This is a genomic window from Lysinibacillus sp. NPDC097868, assembly GCF_044761135.1.
Lineage (GTDB): Bacteria > Bacillota > Bacilli > Bacillales_A > Planococcaceae > Lysinibacillus.
The window spans coordinates 57,716-82,888 of record NZ_JBIWBS010000006.1 but is presented as its reverse complement, the minus strand read 5'-3'; the positions used below and the strand labels follow the sequence as shown (position 1 = coordinate 82,888).

Annotated in this window: 24 protein-coding genes; 7 read left to right on the top strand and 17 right to left on the bottom strand. The window is 35.1% G+C overall.

What is annotated here, in order from left to right; all coding sequences use genetic code 11:
* Window positions 1-11: 11 nt before the first annotated feature.
* A complete protein-coding gene (locus ACIQXJ_RS21985; protein ID WP_403057661.1) occupies window positions 12-995 on the bottom strand; it encodes a C39 family peptidase in 984 nt (327 codons plus the stop codon).
* A gap of 147 nt (window positions 996-1,142) precedes the next feature.
* On the bottom strand, window positions 1,143-2,639 hold the full coding sequence (locus tag ACIQXJ_RS21980) for a class I adenylate-forming enzyme family protein (RefSeq protein ID WP_403057658.1): 1,497 nt from the start codon (window positions 2,637-2,639) through the stop codon (window positions 1,143-1,145).
* A gap of 323 nt (window positions 2,640-2,962) precedes the next feature.
* Between ACIQXJ_RS21980 and ACIQXJ_RS21975 the strand changes: the two genes are divergently transcribed.
* Window positions 2,963-3,574, top strand: coding sequence for a metallophosphoesterase family protein (locus ACIQXJ_RS21975; RefSeq protein ID WP_403057823.1), 612 nt, complete (start codon window positions 2,963-2,965; stop codon window positions 3,572-3,574).
* Between the two features lie 637 nt (window positions 3,575-4,211).
* On the opposite strand, the gene ACIQXJ_RS21970 is transcribed toward ACIQXJ_RS21975, so the two are convergent.
* The 5 genes from ACIQXJ_RS21970 to ACIQXJ_RS21950 form a co-directional block, all read right to left on the bottom strand.
* On the bottom strand, window positions 4,212-4,790 hold the full coding sequence (locus ACIQXJ_RS21970) for a DUF305 domain-containing protein (protein ID WP_403057655.1): 579 nt from the start codon (window positions 4,788-4,790) through the stop codon (window positions 4,212-4,214).
* A gap of 94 nt (window positions 4,791-4,884) precedes the next feature.
* Window positions 4,885-5,067, bottom strand: a complete 183-nt coding sequence (locus ACIQXJ_RS21965; RefSeq protein ID WP_403057652.1) for a cysteine-rich CWC family protein — start codon at window positions 5,065-5,067, stop codon at window positions 4,885-4,887.
* Window positions 5,068-5,151: 84 nt separating this feature from the next.
* Window positions 5,152-5,346 (bottom strand): gamma-type small acid-soluble spore protein, encoded by a 195-nt coding sequence (locus ACIQXJ_RS21960; protein WP_403057820.1) that lies wholly within the window; start codon window positions 5,344-5,346, stop codon window positions 5,152-5,154.
* Between the two features lie 25 nt (window positions 5,347-5,371).
* Window positions 5,372-5,581 carry a hypothetical protein gene (locus ACIQXJ_RS21955; protein ID WP_403057643.1) on the bottom strand — a complete coding sequence of 70 codons (210 nt, stop codon included), beginning with the start codon at window positions 5,579-5,581 and terminating at the stop codon, window positions 5,372-5,374.
* Between the two features lie 666 nt (window positions 5,582-6,247).
* The gene (locus ACIQXJ_RS21950) at window positions 6,248-7,720 is read right to left on the bottom strand and encodes a helix-turn-helix domain-containing protein (RefSeq protein WP_403057649.1); all 1,473 of its coding nucleotides are present in this window, start codon (window positions 7,718-7,720) and stop codon (window positions 6,248-6,250) included.
* A gap of 422 nt (window positions 7,721-8,142) precedes the next feature.
* Here ACIQXJ_RS21950 and ACIQXJ_RS21945 point away from each other — a divergent pair, with 422 nt between their 5' ends.
* Window positions 8,143-8,427, top strand: coding sequence for a hypothetical protein (locus tag ACIQXJ_RS21945; protein ID WP_403057646.1), 285 nt, complete (start codon window positions 8,143-8,145; stop codon window positions 8,425-8,427).
* Between the two features lie 985 nt (window positions 8,428-9,412).
* Here the strand turns inward: ACIQXJ_RS21945 and ACIQXJ_RS21940 are convergent.
* Window positions 9,413-9,622, bottom strand: coding sequence for a hypothetical protein (locus tag ACIQXJ_RS21940; protein WP_403057643.1), 210 nt, complete (start codon window positions 9,620-9,622; stop codon window positions 9,413-9,415).
* Window positions 9,623-9,665: 43 nt separating this feature from the next.
* Complete coding sequence (locus ACIQXJ_RS21935) at window positions 9,666-9,890, bottom strand: hypothetical protein (protein ID WP_401013811.1); 225 nt, start codon at window positions 9,888-9,890, stop codon at window positions 9,666-9,668.
* 160 nt (window positions 9,891-10,050) lie between these two features.
* Here ACIQXJ_RS21935 and ACIQXJ_RS21930 point away from each other — a divergent pair, with 160 nt between their 5' ends.
* On the top strand, window positions 10,051-11,724 hold the full coding sequence (locus ACIQXJ_RS21930; RefSeq protein WP_403057640.1) for a ribonuclease J: 1,674 nt from the start codon (window positions 10,051-10,053) through the stop codon (window positions 11,722-11,724).
* Window positions 11,725-11,800: 76 nt separating this feature from the next.
* Here the strand turns inward: ACIQXJ_RS21930 and ACIQXJ_RS21925 are convergent, their stop codons facing one another.
* On the bottom strand, window positions 11,801-12,469 hold the full coding sequence (locus ACIQXJ_RS21925; protein WP_403057637.1) for a restriction endonuclease subunit S domain-containing protein: 669 nt from the start codon (window positions 12,467-12,469) through the stop codon (window positions 11,801-11,803).
* 214 nt (window positions 12,470-12,683) lie between these two features.
* Between ACIQXJ_RS21925 and ACIQXJ_RS21920 the strand changes: the two genes are divergently transcribed.
* Window positions 12,684-13,073: a helix-turn-helix domain-containing protein gene (locus ACIQXJ_RS21920; protein WP_340822280.1), complete on the top strand. Its 390-nt coding sequence runs from the start codon at window positions 12,684-12,686 to the stop codon at window positions 13,071-13,073.
* A gap of 698 nt (window positions 13,074-13,771) precedes the next feature.
* Here the strand turns inward: ACIQXJ_RS21920 and ACIQXJ_RS21915 are convergent.
* Window positions 13,772-14,656, bottom strand: coding sequence for a radical SAM/SPASM domain-containing protein (locus ACIQXJ_RS21915; RefSeq protein WP_403057634.1), 885 nt, complete (start codon window positions 14,654-14,656; stop codon window positions 13,772-13,774).
* Between the two features lie 206 nt (window positions 14,657-14,862).
* On the opposite strand from ACIQXJ_RS21915, the gene ACIQXJ_RS21910 reads away from it, so the two are divergent.
* Window positions 14,863-15,300, top strand: a complete 438-nt coding sequence (locus ACIQXJ_RS21910) for a hypothetical protein (RefSeq protein WP_403057631.1) — start codon at window positions 14,863-14,865, stop codon at window positions 15,298-15,300.
* A 69-nt stretch (window positions 15,301-15,369) separates the two neighbouring features.
* On the opposite strand, the gene ACIQXJ_RS21905 is transcribed toward ACIQXJ_RS21910, so the two are convergent.
* From ACIQXJ_RS21905 to ACIQXJ_RS21895, 3 genes are all read right to left on the bottom strand, one after another.
* On the bottom strand, window positions 15,370-16,770 hold the full coding sequence (locus tag ACIQXJ_RS21905) for a SpoVR family protein (protein WP_403057628.1): 1,401 nt from the start codon (window positions 16,768-16,770) through the stop codon (window positions 15,370-15,372).
* Between the two features lie 49 nt (window positions 16,771-16,819).
* Complete coding sequence (gene yhbH / locus ACIQXJ_RS21900; protein ID WP_340822275.1) at window positions 16,820-17,986, bottom strand: sporulation protein YhbH; 1,167 nt, start codon at window positions 17,984-17,986, stop codon at window positions 16,820-16,822.
* A 167-nt stretch (window positions 17,987-18,153) separates the two neighbouring features.
* Window positions 18,154-20,049: a PrkA family serine protein kinase gene (locus tag ACIQXJ_RS21895; RefSeq protein WP_401013808.1), complete on the bottom strand. Its 1,896-nt coding sequence runs from the start codon at window positions 20,047-20,049 to the stop codon at window positions 18,154-18,156.
* 201 nt (window positions 20,050-20,250) lie between these two features.
* Between ACIQXJ_RS21895 and ACIQXJ_RS21890 the strand changes: the two genes are divergently transcribed.
* Both ACIQXJ_RS21890 and ACIQXJ_RS21885 read left to right on the top strand, forming a co-directional pair.
* Window positions 20,251-21,246, top strand: a complete 996-nt coding sequence (locus ACIQXJ_RS21890) for a M23 family metallopeptidase (RefSeq protein WP_403057625.1) — start codon at window positions 20,251-20,253, stop codon at window positions 21,244-21,246.
* A gap of 337 nt (window positions 21,247-21,583) precedes the next feature.
* Window positions 21,584-23,278: a methyl-accepting chemotaxis protein gene (locus tag ACIQXJ_RS21885; RefSeq protein ID WP_403057622.1), complete on the top strand. Its 1,695-nt coding sequence runs from the start codon at window positions 21,584-21,586 to the stop codon at window positions 23,276-23,278.
* A gap of 44 nt (window positions 23,279-23,322) precedes the next feature.
* On the opposite strand, the gene ACIQXJ_RS21880 is transcribed toward ACIQXJ_RS21885, so the two are convergent.
* From ACIQXJ_RS21880 to ACIQXJ_RS21870, 3 genes are all read right to left on the bottom strand, one after another.
* On the bottom strand, window positions 23,323-24,018 hold the full coding sequence (locus tag ACIQXJ_RS21880) for a hypothetical protein (RefSeq protein WP_403057619.1): 696 nt from the start codon (window positions 24,016-24,018) through the stop codon (window positions 23,323-23,325).
* A gap of 196 nt (window positions 24,019-24,214) precedes the next feature.
* Entirely contained in the window at window positions 24,215-24,409 is a 195-nt protein-coding gene (locus tag ACIQXJ_RS21875) for a hypothetical protein (RefSeq protein WP_401021872.1), read from the bottom strand.
* A gap of 153 nt (window positions 24,410-24,562) precedes the next feature.
* The gene (locus ACIQXJ_RS21870; protein ID WP_403057616.1) at window positions 24,563-25,063 is read right to left on the bottom strand and encodes a YehS family protein; all 501 of its coding nucleotides are present in this window, start codon (window positions 25,061-25,063) and stop codon (window positions 24,563-24,565) included.
* Between the last annotated feature and the right edge of the window lie 110 nt (window positions 25,064-25,173).

Genomic DNA, 25,173 nt, shown 5'->3' with positions numbered 1-25,173 from the left:
TGCGAAATCCGTTATTTATGAACCGCTACCGCTTGCATATTTAGCTCCTGATAGCTCTTGAAAAATTCGTCTACGTTGTATGAAACATTGCCCTGTAATGGGTCCATGACGACAACTTGCTGATCTGAATGACCAGTTAATACTACGGCATGTAAGTTTAAGTACGCAGCATGCTTCACCGTTTCACCTTCATAAATCCAGCCTTTATTTGCTGTTGTTTTAGGTGTCGATAAATCAAGTGTAACCCATACGACAACCGGAACTCCCTCTTCTACAAGGTCTAACATCTCACTTTGAGATGCACCGCTCATATCCGTTACACGAAGGTTGGCCTGCTTATCTGTAATAGCGGCTTCCGCAGCTTTGACAATAGGCGCTGCAAAGACGTACATACCATTTGCCTTATCCCGTGGATTTCCTGCATACGCAAGCGCGGGGTTCGGGCCGTAGCGTTGACCGCCAGATGTGTATATATTTTGTTTAGGCAAATAGTTATCCGCCATTTCAAGCTTTGTAACATCCATGCCGTAATAATTTAAAACAGCTGTTAGTGCCGTAATTTCACAACCTTGGGGAAGCTCTGGTTTCTGCATGATTACTGGAACAGCAAGCTCCTGCTCTGCTCTTGAGGAATGCGTTGGCAGTCGATAATACGGCTTTGTCACATCATACGTAAATTTTTCAATTGTCGTATAGCCATTATCATCCTTGCTACTTAGCGTTGTTGCGGTAATCGTATATTCTCTGCCCTCTACAAGGTTTGAAAAAGTAGCTTCACCCTCTTCAGAGCCTACTGCTTCTTCAATTTTCCTACCGGTCTCCGTATCTGTCATTGTTATATAGAGACTCGGAATTGGTGCACCACTATTAAATTCTACCGTCAAAACAGTTAATTGATTCTTTGGTCGACTCTGCTGTGTTAATTGATTACAACCAGAAAGTAGCATGATAATCATAATACTTACTATTAAAAGGCGTTTATAATCACTCCACAAGACAAATTCCGCTCCTATCTCATTCGAAGAAATATATCATCTTCTATTCTATTTTTACAATTTGTCGTAGCTTTATTATACGCTAATTTAATAGGTGTTCATATTTTATCCTGCTACTTTTCAATGTATTGACAAAATCCTCTACTTTTAAGATGTTGCTATTTTAGGTCGAAGCGTATGTTTTAACACCTTTCCTGATGCATTACGTGGTAACTGTGCTAAAAATTCTATTTCAAAAGGCACTTTATATTTTGCAAGCTGTGAACGACAATAGACTAAAATAGAGTCTTCATCTAACAGCTTCCCTTCTTTTAATACGACAAACGCTTTTGGTACTTCACCATACACCTCATGTGGTAAGCCAACAACTGCTGCCTCCAAAATTTCTGGCAATTGATATAATACTTCCTCAATCTCAATTGGATAAATATTTTCCCCACCGCGAATGATCATATCCTTTTTACGATCGACTATATATAAGTAACCTTCTTCATCAAACCGCCCTAAATCTCCTGAATAAAGCCAACCATCTTGAATAGCTCGGGCTGTCTCTTCATCATTGCGCAAATAACCTTTCATTACCTGTGGTCCTCTAACGCAAATTTCACCAACTTCTCCTGCTGGCACTGCTTCTCCATAGCTATCTACAACACGTACTTCTGTTTGTGCTAACGGTTTTCCGACTGAACCGATTTTCGACAATGCATCTGCATCTAAAAGAGAGGTAGCAGCAGGTGAATTTTCTGTTTGACCATATAAATTTTGAACTTTTACATTCGGCAAAGCTTCTTTAACTTGCTTCACAAGCTCATATGGCATTGGTGCTGCACCATAACATAATAAACGTAAATTCTTAAAGGAATGATCCTTAAATTCAGGTGTATTTAATATCATCGTATACATGGAAGGTACACCAAAGAAAATAGTGGCCTGTGTTTTTACAAGTTGTTCTAACGTGTGCTTTGGTGAAAAACTTTCCTCTATAATTACCGTACCGCCTTTATAGAACATTGGCATCGCAAATACATGGAGTCCTGCACAATGAAACAATGGCGTACAAATAAACATGCTGTCCTCATTCGTCATATTCATAGATGCTGACCAAATATCTGCTGTCGAAGCAATATTTTGATGCGTCAGCATTACCCCTTTTGGCTTCCCTGTAGTACCAGACGTATACATTACGACAGCCGTATCATTAGCTTGTAATTGTAGTATCTTTCTTTGCCCTTTATAGTTTTCGATAACCTCTTTCATATCTTTTAATCCGATTACATGTTGAAATGAATACGGAACATCAGCTAGTACTTCTTCTATTCTCTCGTCATAAATGAGTCCTTTTGCTTCTGAATGATTGACGATAAAGTCAACCTCTCGTGCTGCAAGTTTTGTATTGATAGGCATCACAATATAACCGGCTAGTTGGATACCGATGTAAGCAATTAAAAACATATCGGAATTTAGTGTATATAGCGCAATGACATCATTTTTCTCATAGTCCTGCTCTTGTAAATATGCTGCAAACTTTTCTGCATACTTATAAAACTCGCTATAAGTTACCTTTTCACCTTCATAAATCGTTGCAATCGCATTAGGTTGCTGTGTAGCGCATTTTTGTAAAATATCCGTCATAACTATCGTCATCATATACCCCCTCATTTTTAGTTGTTACTTACTCCTCAGCGAATTAGCGTTTTGAGCTAGTCAATAGCTATTCCACATACAGAGATGGAATATTTCTGCTAAAACAATTTAAAAGCTTTAAATAGGAATCCACTAACATTATTCAGAAAATTTAGATTACACAAACTATTTTATCAAGCAACCTATTTGTTAGCAATTTTCCCACACATTCAAAATATGTAAGTTGTGTCACAAAATATTCTGATACATATTACTTTTCTATCAAATTCTGTTAGGTGTATGATACTTGTAAAATTATTTTGAAAATGAAAGGCATGATTATTATGCTGTATGCACTTTTAGGAGATTTACATTCTAATATTGATGATACAAAGGCAGTATTAGCTCAAATACAACAAACAGCAAAAGATGCTGAAATAATAGGATTAGGCGATTTATATGAATGTACAGTAAGCAAGAAAAAAGCAAAAACGATATCAGGCTTGTCTTTGCAAAAGGCCGCTATTATAGATAATGATTTTGAAAAACTACTGACATTCCCGTCTATTAGAGGCAATCAGGAAGAACGTATTTCTCACGTTACAGGAATTGAGCGCTTTATTTCATTGCCTGAAACAATGGACATTGAAGGTGCCATGCTTATTCATGGACACCAATTTCAATGGAGTGTTTCATGGCAGCCTAAGTTTCCTTCAATCGATAAGCAGCTTCTTTTTTTCGGACATAGCCACGAATCAGGAATCTATCGTCAAAATAAAAAGTTGCCGATTCGTATTCATTTCGGTCAACCAATTGAGTTGCAAGCAAAGCAATATCGCATCAATGTGGGCTCTGTAGTTGATCACCGTGAATGGTGCCTATACGATAGTGACAAGCGAACAGTCACTTTTATGTGCGCATCGTCCTTCGAAGCTAAGGATGCAGTTGGCATTTAAATTACAAATACTTAGAAACCAATATAATTCCTTCAATCTCTCATAACCTTTCAAACTTTGAGAATCTACGTTGAAAAGTGAGACAGGCATATTTTTACTTTATATTTTTTGTGGGTTAGAGCGAAATATTAAGTAGGGTTACTAGTTGCTGGTAGTGAAGGCGGTGACTCATGCGGGAACAGCACGCAACGTAAGACCCAGCAGTCCACGCGTTAGCGAGGGTTGCGGCTTCCGGTGTGCCCGCGGAAAGCAACCGCCGTAGCAGACATCAACGGTCTCGTAGACCTATCCTTTATTACATCCATACGTGCTACAAGGAAAGTCCATCTACTTATCAATATGGAGAATACTAGTTGGTTGGATTGGAATACGCGACACTCCTGCAGGAACAGCACGAGCGAAAAATTAGTGGGAGCCATATCGGCGAAAAGCAAGCGTCTGGAACGGAAACCAACTTGTACTAAATGTAGTGTAATGAACTTAAGCTTTAATCCCGGTAAGGAGATTGAAGCCAAGCCCGCGAAATGCGTCCAATCGGAGCAAAAATCAAACACTATGATGTTTTAATACATTTCAATTAACTCTATTATCAACAACATAAAACGCTAAAATTGCGAACAATTTTAGCGTTTTATTTTTAACAATCACAATCTTGTAGCGCATCAAGTAATTTTTGCATTTCTTCAAGTTGACAACATAACGTTTGAATCATACATTGAAGAATTGGAATTAACTCTTGGCATATGCAGAATCTTTGAACGTTTTGTACTAATCTTACACCTGCTTGATGATGAACAATCATATCTTGAATATAATTTACATTGATACTATTAGAAGTTGGTGGTGAGCATAACGCTTGGAACATTGTTTCAGCAATTTCTTTAAATGTACACATATATTCATATAATTCATATTCTGTATTTTGTACAATACAGCATCTGTTTTGTATTGCTTCTAGACTCTCGACTATTTCAGTATGAGTTTGTATAACTTCTAATGCGAAATTTTGAACGGGAATATTCGTTGTATATTGCAATACATTTTCTGACATTCTAATAGCGGCAATTTGATGGGGAATTATTTGTTTAATAAAGTTTTCCGATATGCTACATGTTATGGTTACATAGGTCATACCTTGCATCATCTTATTGATTATTCTTTTGTTTTCCTCTAAATATGCCTGGGTTACATTACTAAGTGGAATTGGTTTAGTCATTAGACACACTCCTTTCAGAGTAATGTATGCCAGGTAGGTTGTTGTGCGATAGACATTTGTACCATCAAATACCAAGATAATAAAACAGAGAAAGCTATATGTTTTTATATGTATGTAAACATTTTTGGCAAATGCACTTTTTAGGTTCGTTAGAGACTGCTCCTATTATATCTTCAGGAAATTTTTCGTCCATACACCAGCATGCCTCCTGGCCTTCTGCTACAACACATTGATTTTCTTTCCCACATAAAGGACAACATTTTTCTTCATATAGCATATAGTTACACTCCTTTCTACGATGGTTGTACTGTACAACAAAAGGAGTACGAAATACAGGCTAAATTTCGCACTCCCTACACTATCACATATTACGCATTGATTGATTATTTTGCGCCTTCACTTCTTCACTATCTGTATCACTATATTTGGCAGTACCATGCCCACCCGTTTTAGCTAGTAGCTCTTTTACTTCATTATAGGATAAACCCGCTTCTGTATTTTTCCGTTTTACATCATTAATATTCGTACCTGATGCCGTAAATTGTTCTTCATTCATTTGATTCAAGTGAACTCATTCCTTTCTATAATTCATCTGGCTGCAATTCAATCAATTCATCGCCTTCTCTTTTCACTCTTTTATTGAGCTCTTCAATAGGAATGATGTCGACCGTTTGCATATCTTCATGCAAATCAAAAATACTAATGGTATCCGAATCAACCATATCAGGTTTGTCTTTACTTGATAAATTCATAAACATTCTTTTCTCTGGTGGCACATTTTCTTTATTCATGTTGTCACACTCCTTTATCGTTAATGTGTGTAAACGTACAAAGATTATGTGTCCTTCGTTTTATCAACCCGATGATATTCGGAAACTTGAACAACGCATCCATTTCTTGATACATTGTATTTACTGATAGAGTTTAGGCATTTCGGCATTTCTAACCACGTATATTGTTTTTAGCTGTGTTGCATCCTTAATAGATTTCACTTGATAAAAAAATGGACTACCTGCATAAAAATCATAGTAAGCACTTATGTTTGCGTCATTTCTTTTTTGTATGCAAATACAAAAAAACTGCTTTCAAAAGTGGGATTAGATGAAAAAGTAGCAGTCAAAAATAGGACATATCAAAAGGGTTGGATAACTTTGAACAGGAGATTTAACAAAGACTAGATTTACACGCTACTTCGTTATTTCCAAAAAGGCGTATAGTACAGATTGTAAGGTTATTGACACAATTGATAATTAATCACGCAGTTTTGATAATGCAAGGAATAATATTTTAAAAATAGATTCTTAAGGCATATAACCCCCACCCTAAGTTGTACGCTATCTTTTTATATTAAACAAAATTTAGGGGATAATGGTTCTTTTATAACTTCTATGATTGTAGAGGGGAATCTAAAATTTCGCTCAAATATTTACAATGCACATAGGCATATCGAAATTATGTTAAAAAACAATTAACTCAGTATGTTTAGTCATTTTTTTATTTAAAAGTTCATTTATTTTATCATCAAGTTTGCTTTTATCAGAGTTACTTAATATAGGAGAAATGGTTAAGCTTTCAACGCCTTTGAAAAGACTATTGTTATTCTCCATATTTATTAACAAATCATATTCTTGATAAAATATATTCTTTTTAAAAGCGTATAGGTTTAATGAGTATATTTGTATATTTGTTCCATATTTAAACTTTAAGTATTCTGATATACTTTCTTGTTCAAATTCTGATTCAGTTATTATAGCTATCGATACAGATTGTATCTTTTTTATTCTAAGTTGGCTTATTGAGAGAAAATAGTAAAGAGCAAATATATCAATTTCTTTAATTTCAGGTAGAAAATTATATTGCTTAAATAACTTTAATGCTGCTTCTTTTACAAGAAAATAAAAAGGATGATTTTTACAAATATTTATGTAACCGCTTAACTCATTTAACCTATTATTAGTTCCTAAACGTAAATCAATATAGTAGAGTTCAGTATATCTACTTAACCCTTCAACGAGTTTTATATCAGAAGAAAAATCAAAATAAAATTTTTCAGATATATATTCTAAAAAATCAAAAATCATACTATAACGCATACTAGTATCTTTTAAAGAATAAATTTCACCTATTGTTAGCTTTCTCTTGCGTATTAAGTAGTTATATAAATTCGTTGCATAATAAATAATCTCACATTGTTTAATGTTTTTGTCCATATAAGTAGGAAAAAACGATTGTAGCTTTTTAGTAATATTTATATAAAGAGAATTTTCTTCAGTTGGGAAATTTTCATATTGAATATACCTTGCAAGTCGACTCCTTATATGCAAAATTTCCATGGAAATTGACAATTTTCGTAGACCTTGTGGTGTCAAATTGAAACTATTCAAAATACAAATTTCGTCAATTTTCTTCACAAAGAGCTCCTTGTTAAAGAATCTTATTTCTGATAAAGAACGAGATAGATAAAAATCATAAAATTGTTGCATCAAATTTCTAATATTTTTTTCATCACCTTGAATTGTTAGCACTGGAGTAGTAACTAATTTTATTTTATATTCGTGTAGCCATTCTTTTATGACTTTAAATTTACGGTACACTGTAGATTTACTCATATTCAGGATATTTGTAATCTCACTTATAGAATATATATTTTTTTCGAAAATTATTGTTATTATTTTAAAAAACACATTATCTTTATATAGTAACTTCAGTGCATCATCTATTAGTGAAGGAGAAATTATATCTAAATGGACTTCCCCAGATTTTATAAAAAAACTTGTGTTACTTAATGTCTCCATTAAAAAATGAAGTTCTTTTTCTATAGTTGATCGTCCAACTTGTAAATGTTCTGCCAACTCATCAATCTTTGCTTGTCCGCTTTTACAATAAAGATAAATCAGTATTTTTTCTGGGCGATCTAAAAATCTTTCCATAATCTATCAGCTCCTTTTTATTTTATCTAAATATTAAAATTTAAAATTAAAACACGATGATACTAAAATTTCTTAAAAAACATAAAAACAAAGCCATTATAGACTTTGTCTTTATGTAAAACATATTGATAATAGTTTATTACAATATTACTAAAGGCAAATATTTATTGAATGGAGCGTCTTATCAATCTCACTTACTTTATTGAAATTTTGTATCAGCTAAACACCAACAACTATACTTTTGAGACCATTCCCAATTTCTTTAATTTAAATTCAACGCCCTTCTAAAGTACTTTTGCTGTTGATACTAATTACATATATATAGCAGCATAAAATCGGTACCTGATTCTTGGGTTAAATCAGTATTTGATACCGCTCGCTCTGCAAATACTTCCATTTATTCACCGACTGATACTGTTGTTGTGCCAACAACCATTTCTTTTGTATCGACACCTGTTCTAGTTGCAACGGCAGATACACCCGACGCTGAGCCAGCAACTGGTGTTGGTGGCTTGATGAAAGATTCCGTTGTTGAACCAACAACTGATTTTGTTGCGACAACAATTGGTTTTGTTGTGTCAATAAGTGATTTTGCTGTAACAACAAGTTGTTTTGTTGTAACAGTAACTGATTCTGTTGGTTTGGTTGCTGATACTGTTGTTTTGTCAGCAACTGGTTCGCTCCATATAGAGAAGATTTCCTTTTGATCAGTAATTGATTAAATGACATCAATTGAGTTACCACCTCTGTCTATCCCTTTCATGAAAATTCTTGGTCTCATTTAAAAATTTAGCTTGTTCTTTAACACTACTTCTTGAAAGAACAAGTGGTGTCCCTAATTTTCTTCTCTTCTTACTGGCTTCATAATGGTTCCGTAGAGTAGTCTGAAGTAGGGACAGTAGTAGTACGATCACTATTGTGAATTGTATTTTTTCCGCCTGTTTTTAACTAAACATCTACTCCTTGATCTGAGTCTGTTAAATCATAGATGTCGTATGTTACCGATTTTTTTACTATAGACTCATCCGGTAATGTTCTTTGTATACGTAACGCACTGCCACACCTTTGGCCAGTTACCTCTATTCTCATGTGAAGGTCTGTTTTTACTTCAAATATCCTCCATTGAGTATGCGTAATGGCTTCCGAGGTAATTGGAGTTACTATTATTGGTGTTACTAATGCAGCAGCAAAAATTGCAGTTTTTTAAAATATATTTCTTTTTTCTTCATTCTATAATTAGACCCCTTCCTTAAATTTTTTTGCATTTATTTTTTCAATTCTGCAATTAACTGAACTATATATTATTTTAATAGCACGTAAGAATCTTATTTTTTCCTCCTATATCTTTTTTTTGAGAAAATTAAAAAGGCTAAATTACTACTTTTTAGCAAAATATTAAATATTACAAAAGTTGATATTATAAAAATTGATTGGTTTTGCATTTTTTAAATAAAGTTTTAATAACAATTTTTTGTATTGTGACTTTATTAAAAATCATTTTTTTCTTTTTAATTTTTTATTTTTGATAAAAAAGAAGTAGGGTCAGTCGTCCAACACATACATACTAAAAAAACGAAAACTAGACGGTTTAAGTCCAGTTTTCGTTTTTGCTATTTATATATGTTAAACATCACATGTATGTTGGATTTCACTTAGTTCTTCATTTGAATGACAAAAACGCATTCTTCCTTTCTATAATTCATCTGGCTGCAATTCAATCAATTCATCGCCCTCTCTTTTCACCCTTTTATTGAGCTCTTCAATTGGAATGATGTCGACCGTTTGCATATCTTCATGCAAATCAAAAATACTAATGGTATCCGAATCCACCATATCGGGCTTGTCTTTACTTGATAAATTCATAAACATTCTTTTCTCAGGTGGCACATTTTCTTTATTCATGTTGTCACACTCCTTTATCGTAATGTGTGTAAACGTACAAAGATTATGTGTCCTTCGTTTTATCAACCCGATGATATTCGGAAACTTGAACAACCCGAACATTTCTTGTATGCAATTCATGGTATATTCCTCTGCTATCTGTAAAAGCAATATATTGATCGCGTTCACTTTTAACCAATTGTTGTGCTTTTTCTTGTGACTCAATATGAATAAAACGCCTAACATAATGAATTTCATCAAAGAAATAGGTTATTTTAAATTCCTTCATTGTCAAACAGCTCCTCCATTAATGCACTTATCATATCCAATAGCTGTTTTTGTCATTCCCTGCTCATTTCATAACTCTTTAAAGGTTAACAAAAGTATAAGATTGAAAACCTGAGCAATAATAAAACTTATTGGAATACGTTTAAACGGAGGTAATAAAATTGAACGCAACAAATCAAGCATTATCTATTTTTGCACTAGGTGGCATTAATGAAATTGGTAAAAATATGTATGTTATACAATACGGAAATGATTTACTTATTGTCGATTGTGGGGCAAAGTTTCCAGATGAAAGCCTACTCGGCATTGATTTGATTATCCCTGATATCACGTACTTACAAGAGAACAAAGAAAAAATTAAAGGATTGATTGTAACGCACGGGCATGAAGATCATATTGGTGGCATTCCGTACCTTTTAAAGAAAATCAATGTTCCGATTTACGCTACCAGATTTACATTAGGGTTAATTGAGTTAAAACTAAAGGAGCATAAGCTTTTAAGAGAGACTGACTTAATAGAGATTCGCTCCGATTCCTCGTTACATTTCGGACAGATTGATGTTAGTTTCTTTAAAACAAACCATAGTATTCCTGACTGTTTAGGTATCGTTTTTCAAACACCTGAAGGAAATGTAGTGCACACTGGGGACTTCAAGTTTGATTTAACACCCGTAAATAATCAATTTGCTGACATTCACAAGATGGCAGCTATTGGATCTGAAGGTGTTTTATTATTAATATCTGAAAGTACAAATGCAGAACGACCAGGATTAACACCATCGGAAAAACTTGTAGGTCACCATATCGAAGAGGCTTTTCTTCATGCCGAACGCAAAATAATCATTTCCACCTTTGCTTCCAATGTAAATCGAATTCAACAAATTGTAGACGCCACTATTGCAACAAATCGTAAACTTGCGTTGCTAGGTCGCAGTATGGTGAACGTTGTAGATGTCGCCTTAGAGCGCGGGTATTTAGCGATGCCTGATGATTTGTTACTTGATGCCCGTGAAGTGAAGTATCTCCCACCAGAAGAAGTTGTTGTATTATGCACAGGGAGTCAGGGAGAGCCATTGGCTGCACTTTCCCGTTTAGCTAGTGGCAATCATCGTGAAGTAAAAATTTTACCCGACGATACGGTTATTTTAGCCGCCTCTCCAATACCAGGTAATGAAAAAGGTGTTTCGCGAATTGTCGATAATTTATTTCAGCTTGGTGCTAAAGTAATTTATGGATCATCCAGTAACACAGGCATGCATGTTTCAGGACATGGTTATCAAGAGGATTTAAAGCTTATGCTAACACTTATGAAACCAAAGTTTTTTATTCCCATTCATGGAGAATTTCGAATGCTCCATCAACACCGTTTGTTAGCAGAATCTGTCGGTGTCAAAAAAGGACATACCTTTATTATGAAAAATGGGGATGTTGTTGATATCGAAAATTCGAAAGCTAGGCAAACACGGAAAATCCCATCTGGTGATACGTATGTTGATGGTATCGGCATTGGTGAAGTTGAAGGAATTGTATTACGTGATCGTAAACAACTATCTGAGGATGGTATGCTTGTCATCGTGTTAACACTTAGTAAGACAGATGGGTCTATTATTTTAGAACCGGATACTACATCACGAGGATTTGTTTATGCAAAAGAGTCAGAAGAACTTCTTCATAAAGTGAATGATCTTGTAAAAGTAACAATTACCGAACTACAAGAGGAAAGTAAACAACAGTTATTTGTTTTAAGACGAGAAATTAAAAAAGCGGTTGGCCAATATTTGTTTGCACAAACGAAACGCAAACCGATGATTTTGCCTATTATCATTGAAATTTAACTTCATATCGCTTTATGTTAACAAGTCGGTGTTAGGCTTTCCTTTTCACACCGACTTATTTTTATTTAGTGTGAGCTCAAGGCTTCCTTTTAAAATTGTTGTTGTGGAACTGATATAGCTCTCCCGTAAAGATTTTGTGAAGTGCCAAATGATATAACGTTTGAATTTGGTCAAATCCGTCATTTATATGGCTAGTATGTTGTTCAGTTTGCTTTGAAATGTTCTGGATATGCATTGGTAGCTCCTCCACTACAGCTAGCAATGATTTTTTATGTTTCAATAAAAGCTGACTTGTTTTTAACAGCTTTACAATATTTGTTTGTATCTCTAATGCAGGTAAATCTAACATTATCTGATGCAATTGTCTCCAGTCTTTATTTGGCTGATACCAATGAAGAAAAAAATATAAATAATCACTTAAAATAATTGATTCATTTGGAATAATCGCTACTACATCATTGGCAATATACATTTCTTGTTCACATTGAAATATATATTTTTTATTACGACCCAAGTCACTTTTCGCAAGAATAATTGTTTTTGCTGGCACCTTCGTACACTTAAAATGAATATTAACTGTATCATTCCATTTAGATAATTTACGAATATCTCCGTCTAGTGCTAACCATTTTAAATTTTTTGCAGTAATAAGAGGCTGAGCTACGTTTGAGTAATCTGAAATATTAGGTGTTGTTAAACTAGCAACAATAAGAGCTACTTCATCTAGTCTATAACGCTCCAACAAGTTTAGATCCTCCATTCTTAAAGAGCTTTAAAAATTCGTACAATCAATCAAAAAATGCTCGTGTAGACGGTACCAAATACTATAAATTCTTTTAAATCACATTATTATAATGATTATTGTACCATTTTAATGTAACATTATCTACATTATATAACTTTAATGGTATATGCATATTCATTGTTTTTCACTAGCTTTTTACATAGAGGTGAGTGATATGTCAGACTTTTTAAAGCTAGTAGGTGAACAACTCCGTATCATTAGAGTTTCCAAAGGGCTTAGTCAAGAAGAAGTAGCAGAGAGAACGGGGAAGTTAGGTTTTAGTAAAGGTCGCATTTCTAATATTGAGCATGGGCAATCAAATATTACGTTAAGTACTTTAGAGTTGCTTATGAAAGCGTTAGATATTGCACCAGAGGAACTTTTTAATTTCCAACGATTATCGGGTGTTACTGATATTGAAGAAAAAAATCTTATGCTCGACATTCATCGCTCATTATTAAGAGAGCGCAATTTAGACGAAGTAAAATATGTAGTACGCATCACAAGAGATTTTCTAAATACGATTGATGCTCAATCAAAGAAAAACAGCTCCAATGTTGAATAACATTGGAGCTGTAAGACTGTAGAAGTGCCTTGTCCCTTTCAAAGTGTTAATTGATTTCCGTTACGGGTTGCTCGCTTTCCGCGGGCGTGGCTTAAGCCTCCTCCTTCGCTGCGCTACGTGCGGGGTCTTAAGTCTCACCCTTATCCCGCAGGAGTCGAGCAACCCTCCACTACAATCACATAGTCTAGTATCTGCTAGCCATTTCATTTATAAAGTGAAGATTTTTAATGCAATTGAAAAGAGCAATGTGAAGATTGCCCTGCAACTTTCAAAATGCATTTAAAGTTGATTGAAGCGAAGTGGATTTTTCCGTTTTAGGAGCTATTCTTATGCCATTGGGCTATGTGGCGTGCCAGTCACCCATACAATTTCTAAACTTTGCATTCTAAACTAACAAAGGAAAAATCCACGTAGACTCCTGCGGGAACGCACACAGCGTAAGACGCAACATGCCGCGCGTTAGCGAGGGTTGCGGCTTACGTGTGTGCCCGCGGAAAGCGCAGTGGATTTTTCCGTTTTAGGAACTACTACTCTTATGCCATTGGGCTATACGGTGTGCCAGTCACTCATACTATTTCTATGCTTTGCATTCTAAACTAACAAAGGAAAAATCCACCCACAGAAAGCGACCGTCCGCAACGGATATCGACGGTCACAGCAAGATTAGTGCAGTCAAAGTAACACTTTTCTCTTTTACCCTATTCGCCTTCCATACCGAATTTTTGTCGGTAGCCACATTTTCTACATAACTCTTCGACCGCTTCTCGTCTTGAAAAACCATCAACTAAATTATTGGCACGCTCGCCTTCTACAATTTCACTAAAGGACTGCTCATGTACATTCCCCAAATTAATAACACCTTCTCCATCAAGACAACATGGCACAACTGTACCATCTACAAGAATGGCTGCTTGGCTGCGTAACGCATGACAGAAGCCTTTGCCTTCATCCTCTGGCGCAAGCAAGCTTGGCCATCTAAATTCATGATCCTGATTTAAATAAACATTGTTCGCAATTTTTACGCCCTTGCCCGGCTGAACTTTTTCCTCAATGCGAAAATCGAGATTATATTCATTTTCTAATATTTCTAATGTCTCACGGTTTCTTCTAGCAGCTAAATCTGAAACATGATCCTGCTGTAAATTCCACAGACGATACGAAATAATTGTGCTAAATTCTTTTGCTTCTCGGACAAAATCTAAAATATCCCCTAAATATTTCTCACGATTTTCAGAGCCCTCATGGCCATCAAAGCTGTGTAATGAAAAATTAATTTGTCTTAGTGCTGGCTTGCCCAAAAGCTTTTCACGATTCTTTTTAATAAGTGTGCCGTTCGTAGTAATATTTACCTTAAAGCCCTTGTCATGTGCCGCGTCTAATAGCTGATTAATACGCGGATGCAAAAGTGGTTCACCTTTAACATGCAAGTAAATGTATTTAGTATGAGGACGTATTTCATCAAGTATTTTATTAAACTGTTCTACCTTGATAAGCCCTTTTGCACGCTCAGTTGGCGGGCAGAAACTACAAGCTAAATTACATACACTTGTTATTTCTATATAAACCTTTTTAAATGTTTTCAACGTTTATTCACCGTTCCAGTTCCATAGATATTCATATAATCTTATTCATTTTAACAAATTTTCGTTACGTCGCGCAGAAATTCATTATTAATGTCTTTTGCTTTATATAATATCTTCAATATTTCCTATGTATAAGGCTACACGTACAAGTGAACCCCTAAAAATTTAATACTTTAATAATAATACGTAAAGAAAGGGGAGAAACTATGACAGGTTATAATAATGCCTCTAGAAATTCCAATCACTCTGAGGAACCAGAAAGAGATAAAGAAGGAAAAAATAATATAACTATAAATATCACGTTTAATATTGGCAACACCGAGAACCATTTTGAGCAAAGAGCTGAAGGTGGCGGTCAAATCAATAAAGATGTTGGTACAAATGCCAACCAAGGCGGACAAAATGCGCTCAATCATAGTCAAACAAGAAATCTTAATTCTAAATTCGCTGATGGAAATGGCAGAAGTGGTATTGCCGGAGATGATAATGATGAAGCAGGCGGACAACAAGGTATTAAGGTTCGCGATAGTTTAGTCGTTGATAGTGATATACATTCGACTTCTAATCAATCACAAGACGTTGAAGAAGAATTACAAGATTCAGCAATTGAAGAGCATCCTTCTAACATTGAAAACAATGAATAAAGTTATCACAATTTAAAAATAAAACTTCTATCTGTAGGTTTTTTCATCCTACCTGATAGAAGTTTTACTTTAGACAGAGCGCTTATAATTTTTTGTACCATCATACGAATAAAGCATCGGTTTTCCCTCAACAAACGTCTCTAAATGCACAGGACGTCCCCACAATTGATAAATATACGGCAATACATTTTCTAAATAATGTGGATCTAGCTCCATTCCCTCATAACCATGCACTAGATATAACTCCCCGTTTCGTAGATAATCGCCGTTTTTCACAACGATATATGGGAACCCTCCATTGACACGCATCGATACAAGTTGATCTCGAACCATTTCATGATCTTTGTCTGTAATGCGATATTCATTGCCCTTTTTTTGGAACAAATATAAATCCTCTTGCTTTGCCAAATCCTTTGTTAAATAGTTGCGAATAAAGGAAATATCCGATTCAATTTCGCGCACCTCAAACATCTTTTCACGTCCGCTATTTGGTAGTACCCCTAATCTTAGCATCTCTTCACTTGGATTATTATAGCGTTTTTCAATATCCTCAAATATTTTCAAGCCCAAATAATAAGGATTGATTGATGTTTTTGATGGCTGCACTACACCAGCGTTTAACTTGGCATATTCAATCGTCTCTACTGTTGTTAAATTGAGCTCACGCATGATGCGCTGATGCCAAAAGGAAGCCCAGCCTTCATTCATTATTTTCGTTTCTAATTGAGGCCAAAAATATAGCATTTCCTCACGCATCATTGTTAAAATATCACGTTGCCATCCCTCTAGTTCACGACTATGCTCCTGGATAAAAAGTAATAAATCCTTTTCCGGTTTCATTGGAAACTGTTTAATTTTTCTACGTACCGACCTTTGCTCATTTTCCTTATTATCTAAACTCCAAAGATCATCATACGGCGATCTGGAAGTAACAATTTCTTCTTCATCCTTCTCTTCATCTTCCGATGACAGCTTTGGTCTTAATAAGGAAGGATCGATATGTTCTTGAATAGCTAATATTGCATCTAAAAACTGTTCTACCTCTTCCTTACCATATTCTCTTTCATACCCCGCAATACGCTCTGCAGTTGCTGTCATACTCTCTACCATATCTCGTCTTGTATTAGAAAACCGTACATTGTTTTTAAAGAAGTCACAGTGTGCTAATACATGCGCAATAATTAGCTTGTTTTGTGTGAGTGAATTCGTATCAAGTAAAAATGCATAACACGGATTTGAGTTAATAACAAGCTCATAAATTTGACTTAGCCCTAAATCATATTGCAGCTTCATCTTATGAAATTGCTTTCCAAAGCTCCAGTGGGAAAAACGCGTAGGCATACCATATGCGCCAAATGTATAAATAATATCTGCAGGACATATTTCATAACGCATTGGGAAAAAATCTAAACCAAACCCTGTTGCAATTTCTGTTATTTCATCAATCGCACGGTGAAGCTCCTTCTCCATTTTTCAACCTCCTCCTCTGGAAAAATGAATGCTTCGCACCTTCCTCATATTAATTTTCATTTTGCAACTCATGTTTTTGGAAAAAGCTCTTTAAGGCATCATAGACATCGCCTTTTTTCTTTAAAATATGATACCTAAACTTTGGATCATCAATTTTTTTATACGTATACATTAATGTCGAAAAACGATTATGTTGATTTACTTCGCCATATCCAAACATGCTTGATACGTCCATCAATTCATTAACTAGCTTTAAACATTTTTCATTATCCATTGAAATGTTTTCACCATCTGAAAAATGCACAGGATAAATATTATAACGACTTGGATTATACTTCTCACGAATTAACTCTAACGCTTTTATATAAGCAGAAGAACAAATCGTTCCGCCACTTTCCCCTTTTGTGAAAAACTCTTCCTCTGTCACTACTTTTGCCTCTGTATGATGTGCTATAAATTCAATTTCAACTGTTTCATATTTCGAACGTAAAAATCTCGTCATCCAAAAGAAGAAACTTCTAGCACAATACTTTTCAAAAGCACCCATAGAACCACTTGTATCCATCATTGCAAGGACTACAGCTTTTGATTCAGGCTTCTCCACTTCATCCCATGTTTTAAAGCGTAAATCATCATTATGAATTGGTGTAATTTGCGCCTTTCCTTCCATGGCATTGCGTTTTAGCGCATTCAATATTGTGCGCTTCTTATCCACATTACCCATAAGCCCTTTTTTCCTTATATCATTAAATTCAATTTTTTCGGTTTTAATATCTGCTTTTTCTTTTTGCTGTAAATTAGGAAGCTCCAGCTCTTTAAATAACACACTTTGAATTTCTTCCATACTTACTTCGGCTTCATAATAATCTTGACCTGGCTTGTCACCGGCTTCTTTCCCATTGCCCTGCTGATTGCTCTTGCTACCGTCACGCGCGACAACATCCCCTACGCTACTATCACCTTGTCCTTGACCTACATGCTTCGAATTATCATAATTGTATCGAATTTTATATTCATCGAGGGAGCGTATAGGTATTTTAATTACCTCACGACCATTTGACATGACAATACTTTCCTCGCTAACTAAATCGGGTAAATTATTTTTAATCGCATCTTTAACCTTTTCCATATGACGTTGCTGGTCTTGGTGCCCTTTACGATGGAGGGACCAATTTTCCTGAGAGATGACAAAACCCTTATTTTCGTTTTCAGTCATTTTTATCCTCACCCATCTATCAAATTCGCTTTTTCTATACTATGCTAGTGATCCGCTTTATTGAACTTTTTTTAGAGAAATAAAAGGAGTGCCCTAAAATTGGGACACTCCTATTACGTCTATCAATTACGCTTTTGGCATAATTGTGGCTGCCACTAAAATGAAAATTAACGATTCAGTAAGCTTCCTACATATTGTAATAATTCATTTGCTGACGTTGTATTATAGCCATGTTCATCGACAAGTCTTGCTACAACTTCATTAATCTTTTTCAACTGTGACTCATCAGGCATTTTTGAAGAAGTCGTGATTTTTACAACATCTTTTAAATCAGCAAATAATTTCTTTTGAATCGCTTCTCGTAATCTTTCGTGAGAATTGTAGTCAAACCGCTTTCCATTTCTAGCGTAAGCCGAAATACGAATTAAAATTTCCTCACGGAATGCCTTTTTCGCATTTTCAGAAATACCAATTTGTTCTTCAATGGAACGCATTAATTTTTCATCTGGATTCATTTCTTCACCAGTCAAGCGGTCAAAAATTTTATTTTTATTACAAAATGCCTCTACATTATCAAGGTAATTATTCATTAACGTTTTTGCTGATTCCTCATACGAATAAACAAACGCTTTTTGCACTTCATTTTTGGCAATATCATCATACTCTCTTCTTGCCACAGCTATATAGTTCATATATTTTTCGCGATCTTCCTGCGATATAGAAGCATGCTGATCAAGACCATCCTTCAGTGCTCGCAAAACATCCAATGCATTAATCGATGGAATTTCTTTTCGAATAATAGCTGAAGAAATACGATTTATAATATACCGTGGATCAATACCGTTCATGCCTTCGTTAGGAAACTCTTTTTTAAGCTCCTCTAAGTCAACGGAATTAAATCCCTCCACATTTTCTCCGTCGTACAAGCGCATTTTCTTTATAAGATCCACACCTTGTTTTTTCGGAACTTCCAGCCTTGTTAGGACCGAAAAGATTGCTGCGGCCTTCAATGCATGTGGCGCAATATGAACATGTGACATATCACTTTCATTAATCATTTTTTCATAAATAAGTTCTTCTTGGCTCACTTTTAAATTATAAGGGATTGGCATTACGATAATTCGCGAGTGTAATGCTTCGTTCTTTTTATTAGAAATGAAGGAACGATATTCAGTTTCATTAGTATGGGCTACGATTAACTCATCCGCACTAATTAAGGCAAATCTTCCTGCCTTAAAATTCCCTTCCTGTGTCAGTGACAACAAATTCCATAAAAACTTTTCATCTAATTTCAGCATTTCTTGGAATTCCATCATCCCTCGGTTTGCCTTGTTTAACTCTCCATCAAAGCGATAAGCACGAGGGTCTGACTCTGAGCCAAATACGCCAATTGTCGAGAAATCAATGCTACCCGTCAAATCCGCTATATCTTGAGATTTTGGATCAGAAGGTGTGAAGGTTCCTATACCCACACGTTTGTCTTCAGAAAAAGTTATACGTTCAATGATGACATTCTCAATACGTCCATCGTATTCTTTTTCAAGACGCATCGTATTTAAAGGCGATAAGCTGCCCTCAATTCGTATTCCATACTCTTCAAAAAATTCATTACGTAAATGATGTGGAATTAAATGCAGGGGATCCTCATGCATTGGACATCCTTTAATTGCATAAACTGCTCCCTCTTCCGTACGCGAGAACTGTTCAAGTCCACGCTTTAACAAGGTCACGATCGTTGATTTTCCTCCACTTACTGGCCCCATTAATAACAAAATTCGTTTTCTAACATCTAACCTTCTAGCTGCTGGATGGAAATATTCCTCCACCAGTCTTTCAATTGCTGACTCAAGCCCAAAAATTTCTTGCCCGAAAAATTGATACATTTTTTGCCCATCGCGTTCCTCTACTCCAGCGCTTTTAATCATATTGTAGACGCGAGAATGGGCTGTTTGAGCAACTTCAGGTCTTTCCTTCAGAATGCTTAGATAATCTGCAAATGTACCTTCCCACTTCAGTCGATTTTCTTCTTCGCGATAGCTTTTCACTTTATCTAAAATGTTGATAGCCTTCCCTCCATTCAGGGCTTGATTTATAACATAGTATGAAGTTAAAGACATTATGATACCCATTACTTTTTCTTTGATTAAGTTTCTTCTTATTGTTCCTTTTTTTCTTACTACAAAAAAAGGCATTTACTGTATTTAAAGCGGACTTATGAAATATAAAATTTCGGTTATTCTAATCTGTAGAAAGGAGGTTCAATTTTGAGTCGTCATTTTATTTTCCTTCTGACATGTATGCTAGTGTGGAGTTACTTCTTTCCAACAGTTACTTTGGCAAATGAAGGACCTAGTAATGAAGAAATTTTACAACAACGTATGTCTTATTTTGTTCAATACGATGAATTACTGATTCCATGGCACTTCTTAGCAGCCATCGACCAATATGAGCGCAATCTCCAATCTGTTCGCAAAGATATTCCTAAGCGAGATGGCTACATTGCGATTCAATTTTCTGATGAATATTGGTCAGGCGCACTAAATCCTGTCAAGGAAGATACGATACCCGAAACAATCAGTTACTTCGGTGGAATGGGACTTGATGGTAATAATGATGGGATTGCTAGTCCTAAAGATGACGTAGATGTTATATACTCCATGGCAAGCTATTTAAGTAAATTTGGTTCTACAGATGAGGACTTCAAACTGGCTTTATGGGAATATTACAAAAGTGAAGAAGCTGTCAATCAAATCGTAACAATTTCTACTTTGTATAAACATTTTAAAACAACTGAGCTAGATGCTCATACATTCCCCATTCCAACTCGCTACAATTACAGCTTTAGAGGTACTTGGGGCGACAACAGAGGCTGGGGCGGTAGGCGTATCCATGAGGGAACTGACATATTTGCCAGCTACGGGACACCAATACTTTCCACTTCCTATGGTGTAGTCGAAATCAAAGGCTGGAACCAATTTGGTGGATGGCGAATTGGAATCCGAGATAATCATAATTCTTATCATTATTATGCCCATCTTGGTAGCTATAATAAGGACATTAAGGTTGGAGATGTTGTAGAGCCAGGAACAATACTCGGCTATGTCGGTAGCTCTGGCTATGGGAAAGAAGGAACTTCAGGAAAGTTCCCACCACATCTTCATTATGGAATATATAAATTTAATGGTCGAACAGAATGGGCATTCGATCCATACCCATCCCTTTTGCAATGGGAGCGTCAGGCCAAAAAGGATAAGCAATAATGAACTTACAAAGAGCAATTTTTTAGCGTTAATAGACATTTGAGCAAGCCCACACGAAAACCATAGTGGTGGGGCTTGTTTTTTTATATATCTTTTCGAACACGTCTGCAACGATGTAGGAAATTGATAATTTTCCGCTTTCTAAAAATGACATTAACATAGGTAAATAGATATACATCTTTTGCAATCTGACAAAAATATAAGAAAATTGTAAATTAATTATGCCAAAAAACCTTTTTTAGTATTTTTAACAAAAAAATTCTACTTTTCTTATGAAATAGTAATAAAATAAAAAAGATAGGACTAGTTCTATAGAAAATGCTAAAGGATGGAAAAAATGAACCATTTATTTCAGTTTAAATCAATAAAAGCGCGCATTTTAAGTAGATTTATAATTTTATTAGTATTATTTGTGTGTTTTACTACTTATACTTATTTTTCTAATACAAACATGGAGAAGCAAGCAACAGGACTTGTTAAGGAAGATTTAATTGTTTTAGAAGCAAGTAAAAATCTATCTATGTCTATAAGCGTACGATTATCTGCAGCCTTAAATTATGTTGTAACGGGCGATGAAAAATACATAGATACTTTTAATAAGTACCGTCAAATTGCTGAGGATAATAACCGTATCGTAGAGCAATATGAAAAAACGGCTGAACGTGAAAAGCTGGTAGAGATGGCTCGTGAATGGAGCAGCCGTGTGAATAGTGAAGTATTTGAAGTATATAAGAAGGGCGATAAACAATTAGCATTAGAAAATTTAACATCTATTAATCAACTCGTAAATGAAGTTCGTGATGGCTATGAAGAAGTAGCTGATAAACGCGCTGAATCGATTACGCAAGTCGGCAATGATGTCGTTTCAACAAGTTCAAACAATAAATCAATTGGGGCTACTGTAAGTCTAATCTTAATTGTTGCAGGCATTCTTTTAGCGATTTTTACAGCAAGTCGAATTTCTAAACCAATTACGATTGTTTCCAATCGTATGAGAGAATTAGCTGATGGGAATTTGCGTCATGATAAGTTTTCAGTAACAAACCAAGATGAGATTGGGCAATTAATGCTTTCTGCCAATGACCTGAATGAGAAATTAAAGGATACTATAAGCTCTATTCATAATGTTTCTGAAACGGTCGCTGCTAGCAGCGAGGAATTAGCGCAATCTGCCAATGAAGTTCAGACGGGTACAGAACAAATTTCTTATACTATGCAAGAGCTTGCTACGGGAACTGAAACACAAGCATCTACAGCTAGTGATTTAGCAGAAACTATGACAACTTTCCAACGTAACATTCATGAAACAACGCAAGAAGGAATGGAGTTAAAAGAACATTCGGGGCATGTACATGATTTAACAACGTCAGGTAAAAAATTAATGGTTCAATCAACAAAACAAATGGCAACTATTAATGACATTGTATTGGATTCTGTGAAAAAGGTAGAAGGCTTAAACGAGCAGTCTGCTGAAATTTCAAAGCTCGTTTCAGTCATTGATGAGATTTCAAACCAAACGAATTTGCTTGCTTTAAATGCTGCAATTGAAGCGGCACGTGCAGGAGAGCATGGCAAAGGCTTTGCGGTTGTTGCCGATGAGGTACGTAAGCTTGCCGAACAAGTGCAATTCTCTGTTACTGATATTTCAACAATTGTTCACCGCATTCAAAACGAAACAGGAAATGTAACAAATTCACTACAATCTGGCTATGAGGAAGTAAGAAAAGGTACTGCGCAATTAGATCAAACAAATAATACTTTCGATCAAATTTCTCAAGCTATTGTAGATATGAATGACAATATCAATGTCATTTCAAATAACCTAACAAAAATTTCTCAACACTCTGAAATGATTAATGGTTCTATTGATGAAATGGCTTCTATTTCACAAGAGTCTGCTGCAGGCGTAGAGCAAACAACTGCAACTGTCGAAGAAACAGCCGCGACGATGGATGAGATTTCAAAGAGTGCAAATCAACTTGCCGAAATGGCTGAAGAGCTTAACACACAACTACAAAAATTTACTTTATAACCGTATTACAAGCTATCCGAAATATTTTCGAGATAGCTTTTTTATTACTGCCACCTTCGAATTGGCACTCTTTCAAGTTCATAGCGCTTTATAATAATACTGATTTTTTGATACCATTGCTCACATAACTCCATTGCCTCTATATACATATCATCTTCTTTTGAAATCGCATCCTCTTGTTCCAAAAAGGCATATTCAATAATCGGAGCAGTAATATTATCTACCACCATCTTTATAGCTAATTGTGAAACCTCCTCCATTTCCTCATCATCTTCTTCCTCAATCTCGTCTTCTTCTCCTAAAGAGCTTTCGTCTTCTTCTAGTAATGATTCACTAAATAGTCCATTACTCGTTCTGGCAATGATATGACCATCTTCAAAAATGGCTACTTCATAAATTTCATTAAAATGGACTTCCTTCTTTGTCAACTCAGCTTCCCAATCTTCTTTAACAGCCACTAATAGTGTTTTTGTATGCTCATTGAGCAATAATGCATGTAAACCGTCACTGGCGATTGTGCCATGTGTATGCGGGATATTATTTAACTCCTCTTCACTTGCTCTTTTTAGCTCTGTCATTATTTTATAAGTATGATATTTCCATTTAATATAACGAATGACCCCAACAATGACTAATGCAATTCCAATTAAAAAATACGCTTTCTTAATTAGTATGGCTTCCATTGCATTTGCTAAAAACAAATAAATTGTACCTAACAATAATAGAAAGACTGTTTTCATTATTATCCCACCTTCAAAATAAATAATAGATAGGAAAAATACATCTATATACTAGAAATCTTATTCAGTAATCTCTCTTTTCATTCTTCATTTGAATAGCTGACCACTACAAAAAAAAGCAGCGACAACGTTTTTTAAGACGTGTCGCTGCTCAAATATTAATAAACACTTACCCCTAAATGTTTATTGAATAAAATCATGCAAATTGTGTTACGAGTAACACAGATGGAATAAAGGATAAAGCAAAAACAAACATATACCATACTGAAGTACGGCGTAATGAAAAACGAACTTTTTTGTGTTCTGCATAAAAAATATCTAACATGATAGCTACTATTAATGGAATACTAATGCAAGAAACAACAATTAAAATAAGATCAAAAAATATCATAAAAGCACCCCTCTGTTCATGAACATTTCTTTTCCCTTTTGTGACAACATTGTGTCAATTCAAGTGTACACAATTTCGTCACATATTGCAATGGTCAAAAGAAAAAAATGGTACTTTTACAATATATTTTTTAATTAAGTAATGATTGTTGTTTTAGTCTCTATATTTATATGTTAAACCTTTTAAAAAATTCCTTACGAATCGATCACCACATTCTTTGTAATTACGATGGCTTGGATTTCTTAAAATCGCACCGAGTTCCCCTTTCGATACTGATACGCCACCTTCAGCTAAAAGCTCAAGCATATCCTCAGTTGTTAAAGCTAGGGCAATTTTCACTTTTTTCATCAGCATATTATTTGCGCTTTCATTACCAGTCACCGGAGGGGGTCCTTCTTGTTGACCTGGTGTTGATTGTTGCGGGCCTCGTTTAAATGTAATTAAACCATTTAGAAATGCCTCTAACATTTTGTTATTACATTTGATGTAATTCTCTGGGATGTTCTCTTCTTCTTCATCTTTAATTTTTATTAGCATATTTAAAACATCTTCTTTTGAAAATTTCATGCCACCTAGCTTAAAGATTTCCACCATATCCGTATTTTTAATATCTAGTGCATATCGTAAACGAATCAAAATATCATTATTCGTCATATCAAAACCTCCTCGATCTTCTAGCTAAACCTTAATTTTAAGAGCCAGGATTTATTATAACAGAGTGAATTGCATTTTTAGCTAGCTTTCCTGTTATTCCTAACTATAGT

Excerpts from the sequence above, each read along its gene's own strand:
- ACIQXJ_RS21965 (WP_403057652.1), bottom strand. The coding sequence starts at position 5,067 with ATGCTATATGAAGAAAAATGTTGTCCTTTATGTGGGAAAGAAAATCAA.
- ACIQXJ_RS21970 (WP_403057655.1), bottom strand. The coding sequence starts at position 4,790 with ATGACTAAACCAATTCCACTTAGTAATGTAACCCAGGCATATTTAGAG.
- ACIQXJ_RS21975 (WP_403057823.1), top strand. The coding sequence starts at position 2,963 with ATGCTGTATGCACTTTTAGGAGATTTACATTCTAATATTGATGATACA.
- ACIQXJ_RS21885 (WP_403057622.1), top strand. The coding sequence starts at position 21,584 with ATGAACCATTTATTTCAGTTTAAATCAATAAAAGCGCGCATTTTAAGT.
- yhbH (WP_340822275.1), bottom strand. The coding sequence starts at position 17,986 with ATGACTGAAAACGAAAATAAGGGTTTTGTCATCTCTCAGGAAAATTGG.
- ACIQXJ_RS21870 (WP_403057616.1), bottom strand. The coding sequence starts at position 25,063 with ATGACGAATAATGATATTTTGATTCGTTTACGATATGCACTAGATATT.
- ACIQXJ_RS21880 (WP_403057619.1), bottom strand. The coding sequence starts at position 24,018 with ATGAAAACAGTCTTTCTATTATTGTTAGGTACAATTTATTTGTTTTTA.
- ACIQXJ_RS21980 (WP_403057658.1), bottom strand. The coding sequence starts at position 2,639 with ATGACGATAGTTATGACGGATATTTTACAAAAATGCGCTACACAGCAA.
- ACIQXJ_RS21960 (WP_403057820.1), bottom strand. The coding sequence starts at position 5,346 with ATGAATGAAGAACAATTTACGGCATCAGGTACGAATATTAATGATGTA.
- ACIQXJ_RS21935 (WP_401013811.1), bottom strand. The coding sequence starts at position 9,890 with ATGAAGGAATTTAAAATAACCTATTTCTTTGATGAAATTCATTATGTT.
- ACIQXJ_RS21875 (WP_401021872.1), bottom strand. The coding sequence starts at position 24,409 with ATGATATTTTTTGATCTTATTTTAATTGTTGTTTCTTGCATTAGTATT.
- ACIQXJ_RS21950 (WP_403057649.1), bottom strand. The coding sequence starts at position 7,720 with ATGGAAAGATTTTTAGATCGCCCAGAAAAAATACTGATTTATCTTTAT.
- ACIQXJ_RS21910 (WP_403057631.1), top strand. The coding sequence starts at position 14,863 with ATGACAGGTTATAATAATGCCTCTAGAAATTCCAATCACTCTGAGGAA.
- ACIQXJ_RS21905 (WP_403057628.1), bottom strand. The coding sequence starts at position 16,770 with ATGGAGAAGGAGCTTCACCGTGCGATTGATGAAATAACAGAAATTGCA.
- ACIQXJ_RS21920 (WP_340822280.1), top strand. The coding sequence starts at position 12,684 with ATGTCAGACTTTTTAAAGCTAGTAGGTGAACAACTCCGTATCATTAGA.
- ACIQXJ_RS21940 (WP_403057643.1), bottom strand. The coding sequence starts at position 9,622 with ATGAATAAAGAAAATGTGCCACCTGAGAAAAGAATGTTTATGAATTTA.
- ACIQXJ_RS21955 (WP_403057643.1), bottom strand. The coding sequence starts at position 5,581 with ATGAATAAAGAAAATGTGCCACCAGAGAAAAGAATGTTTATGAATTTA.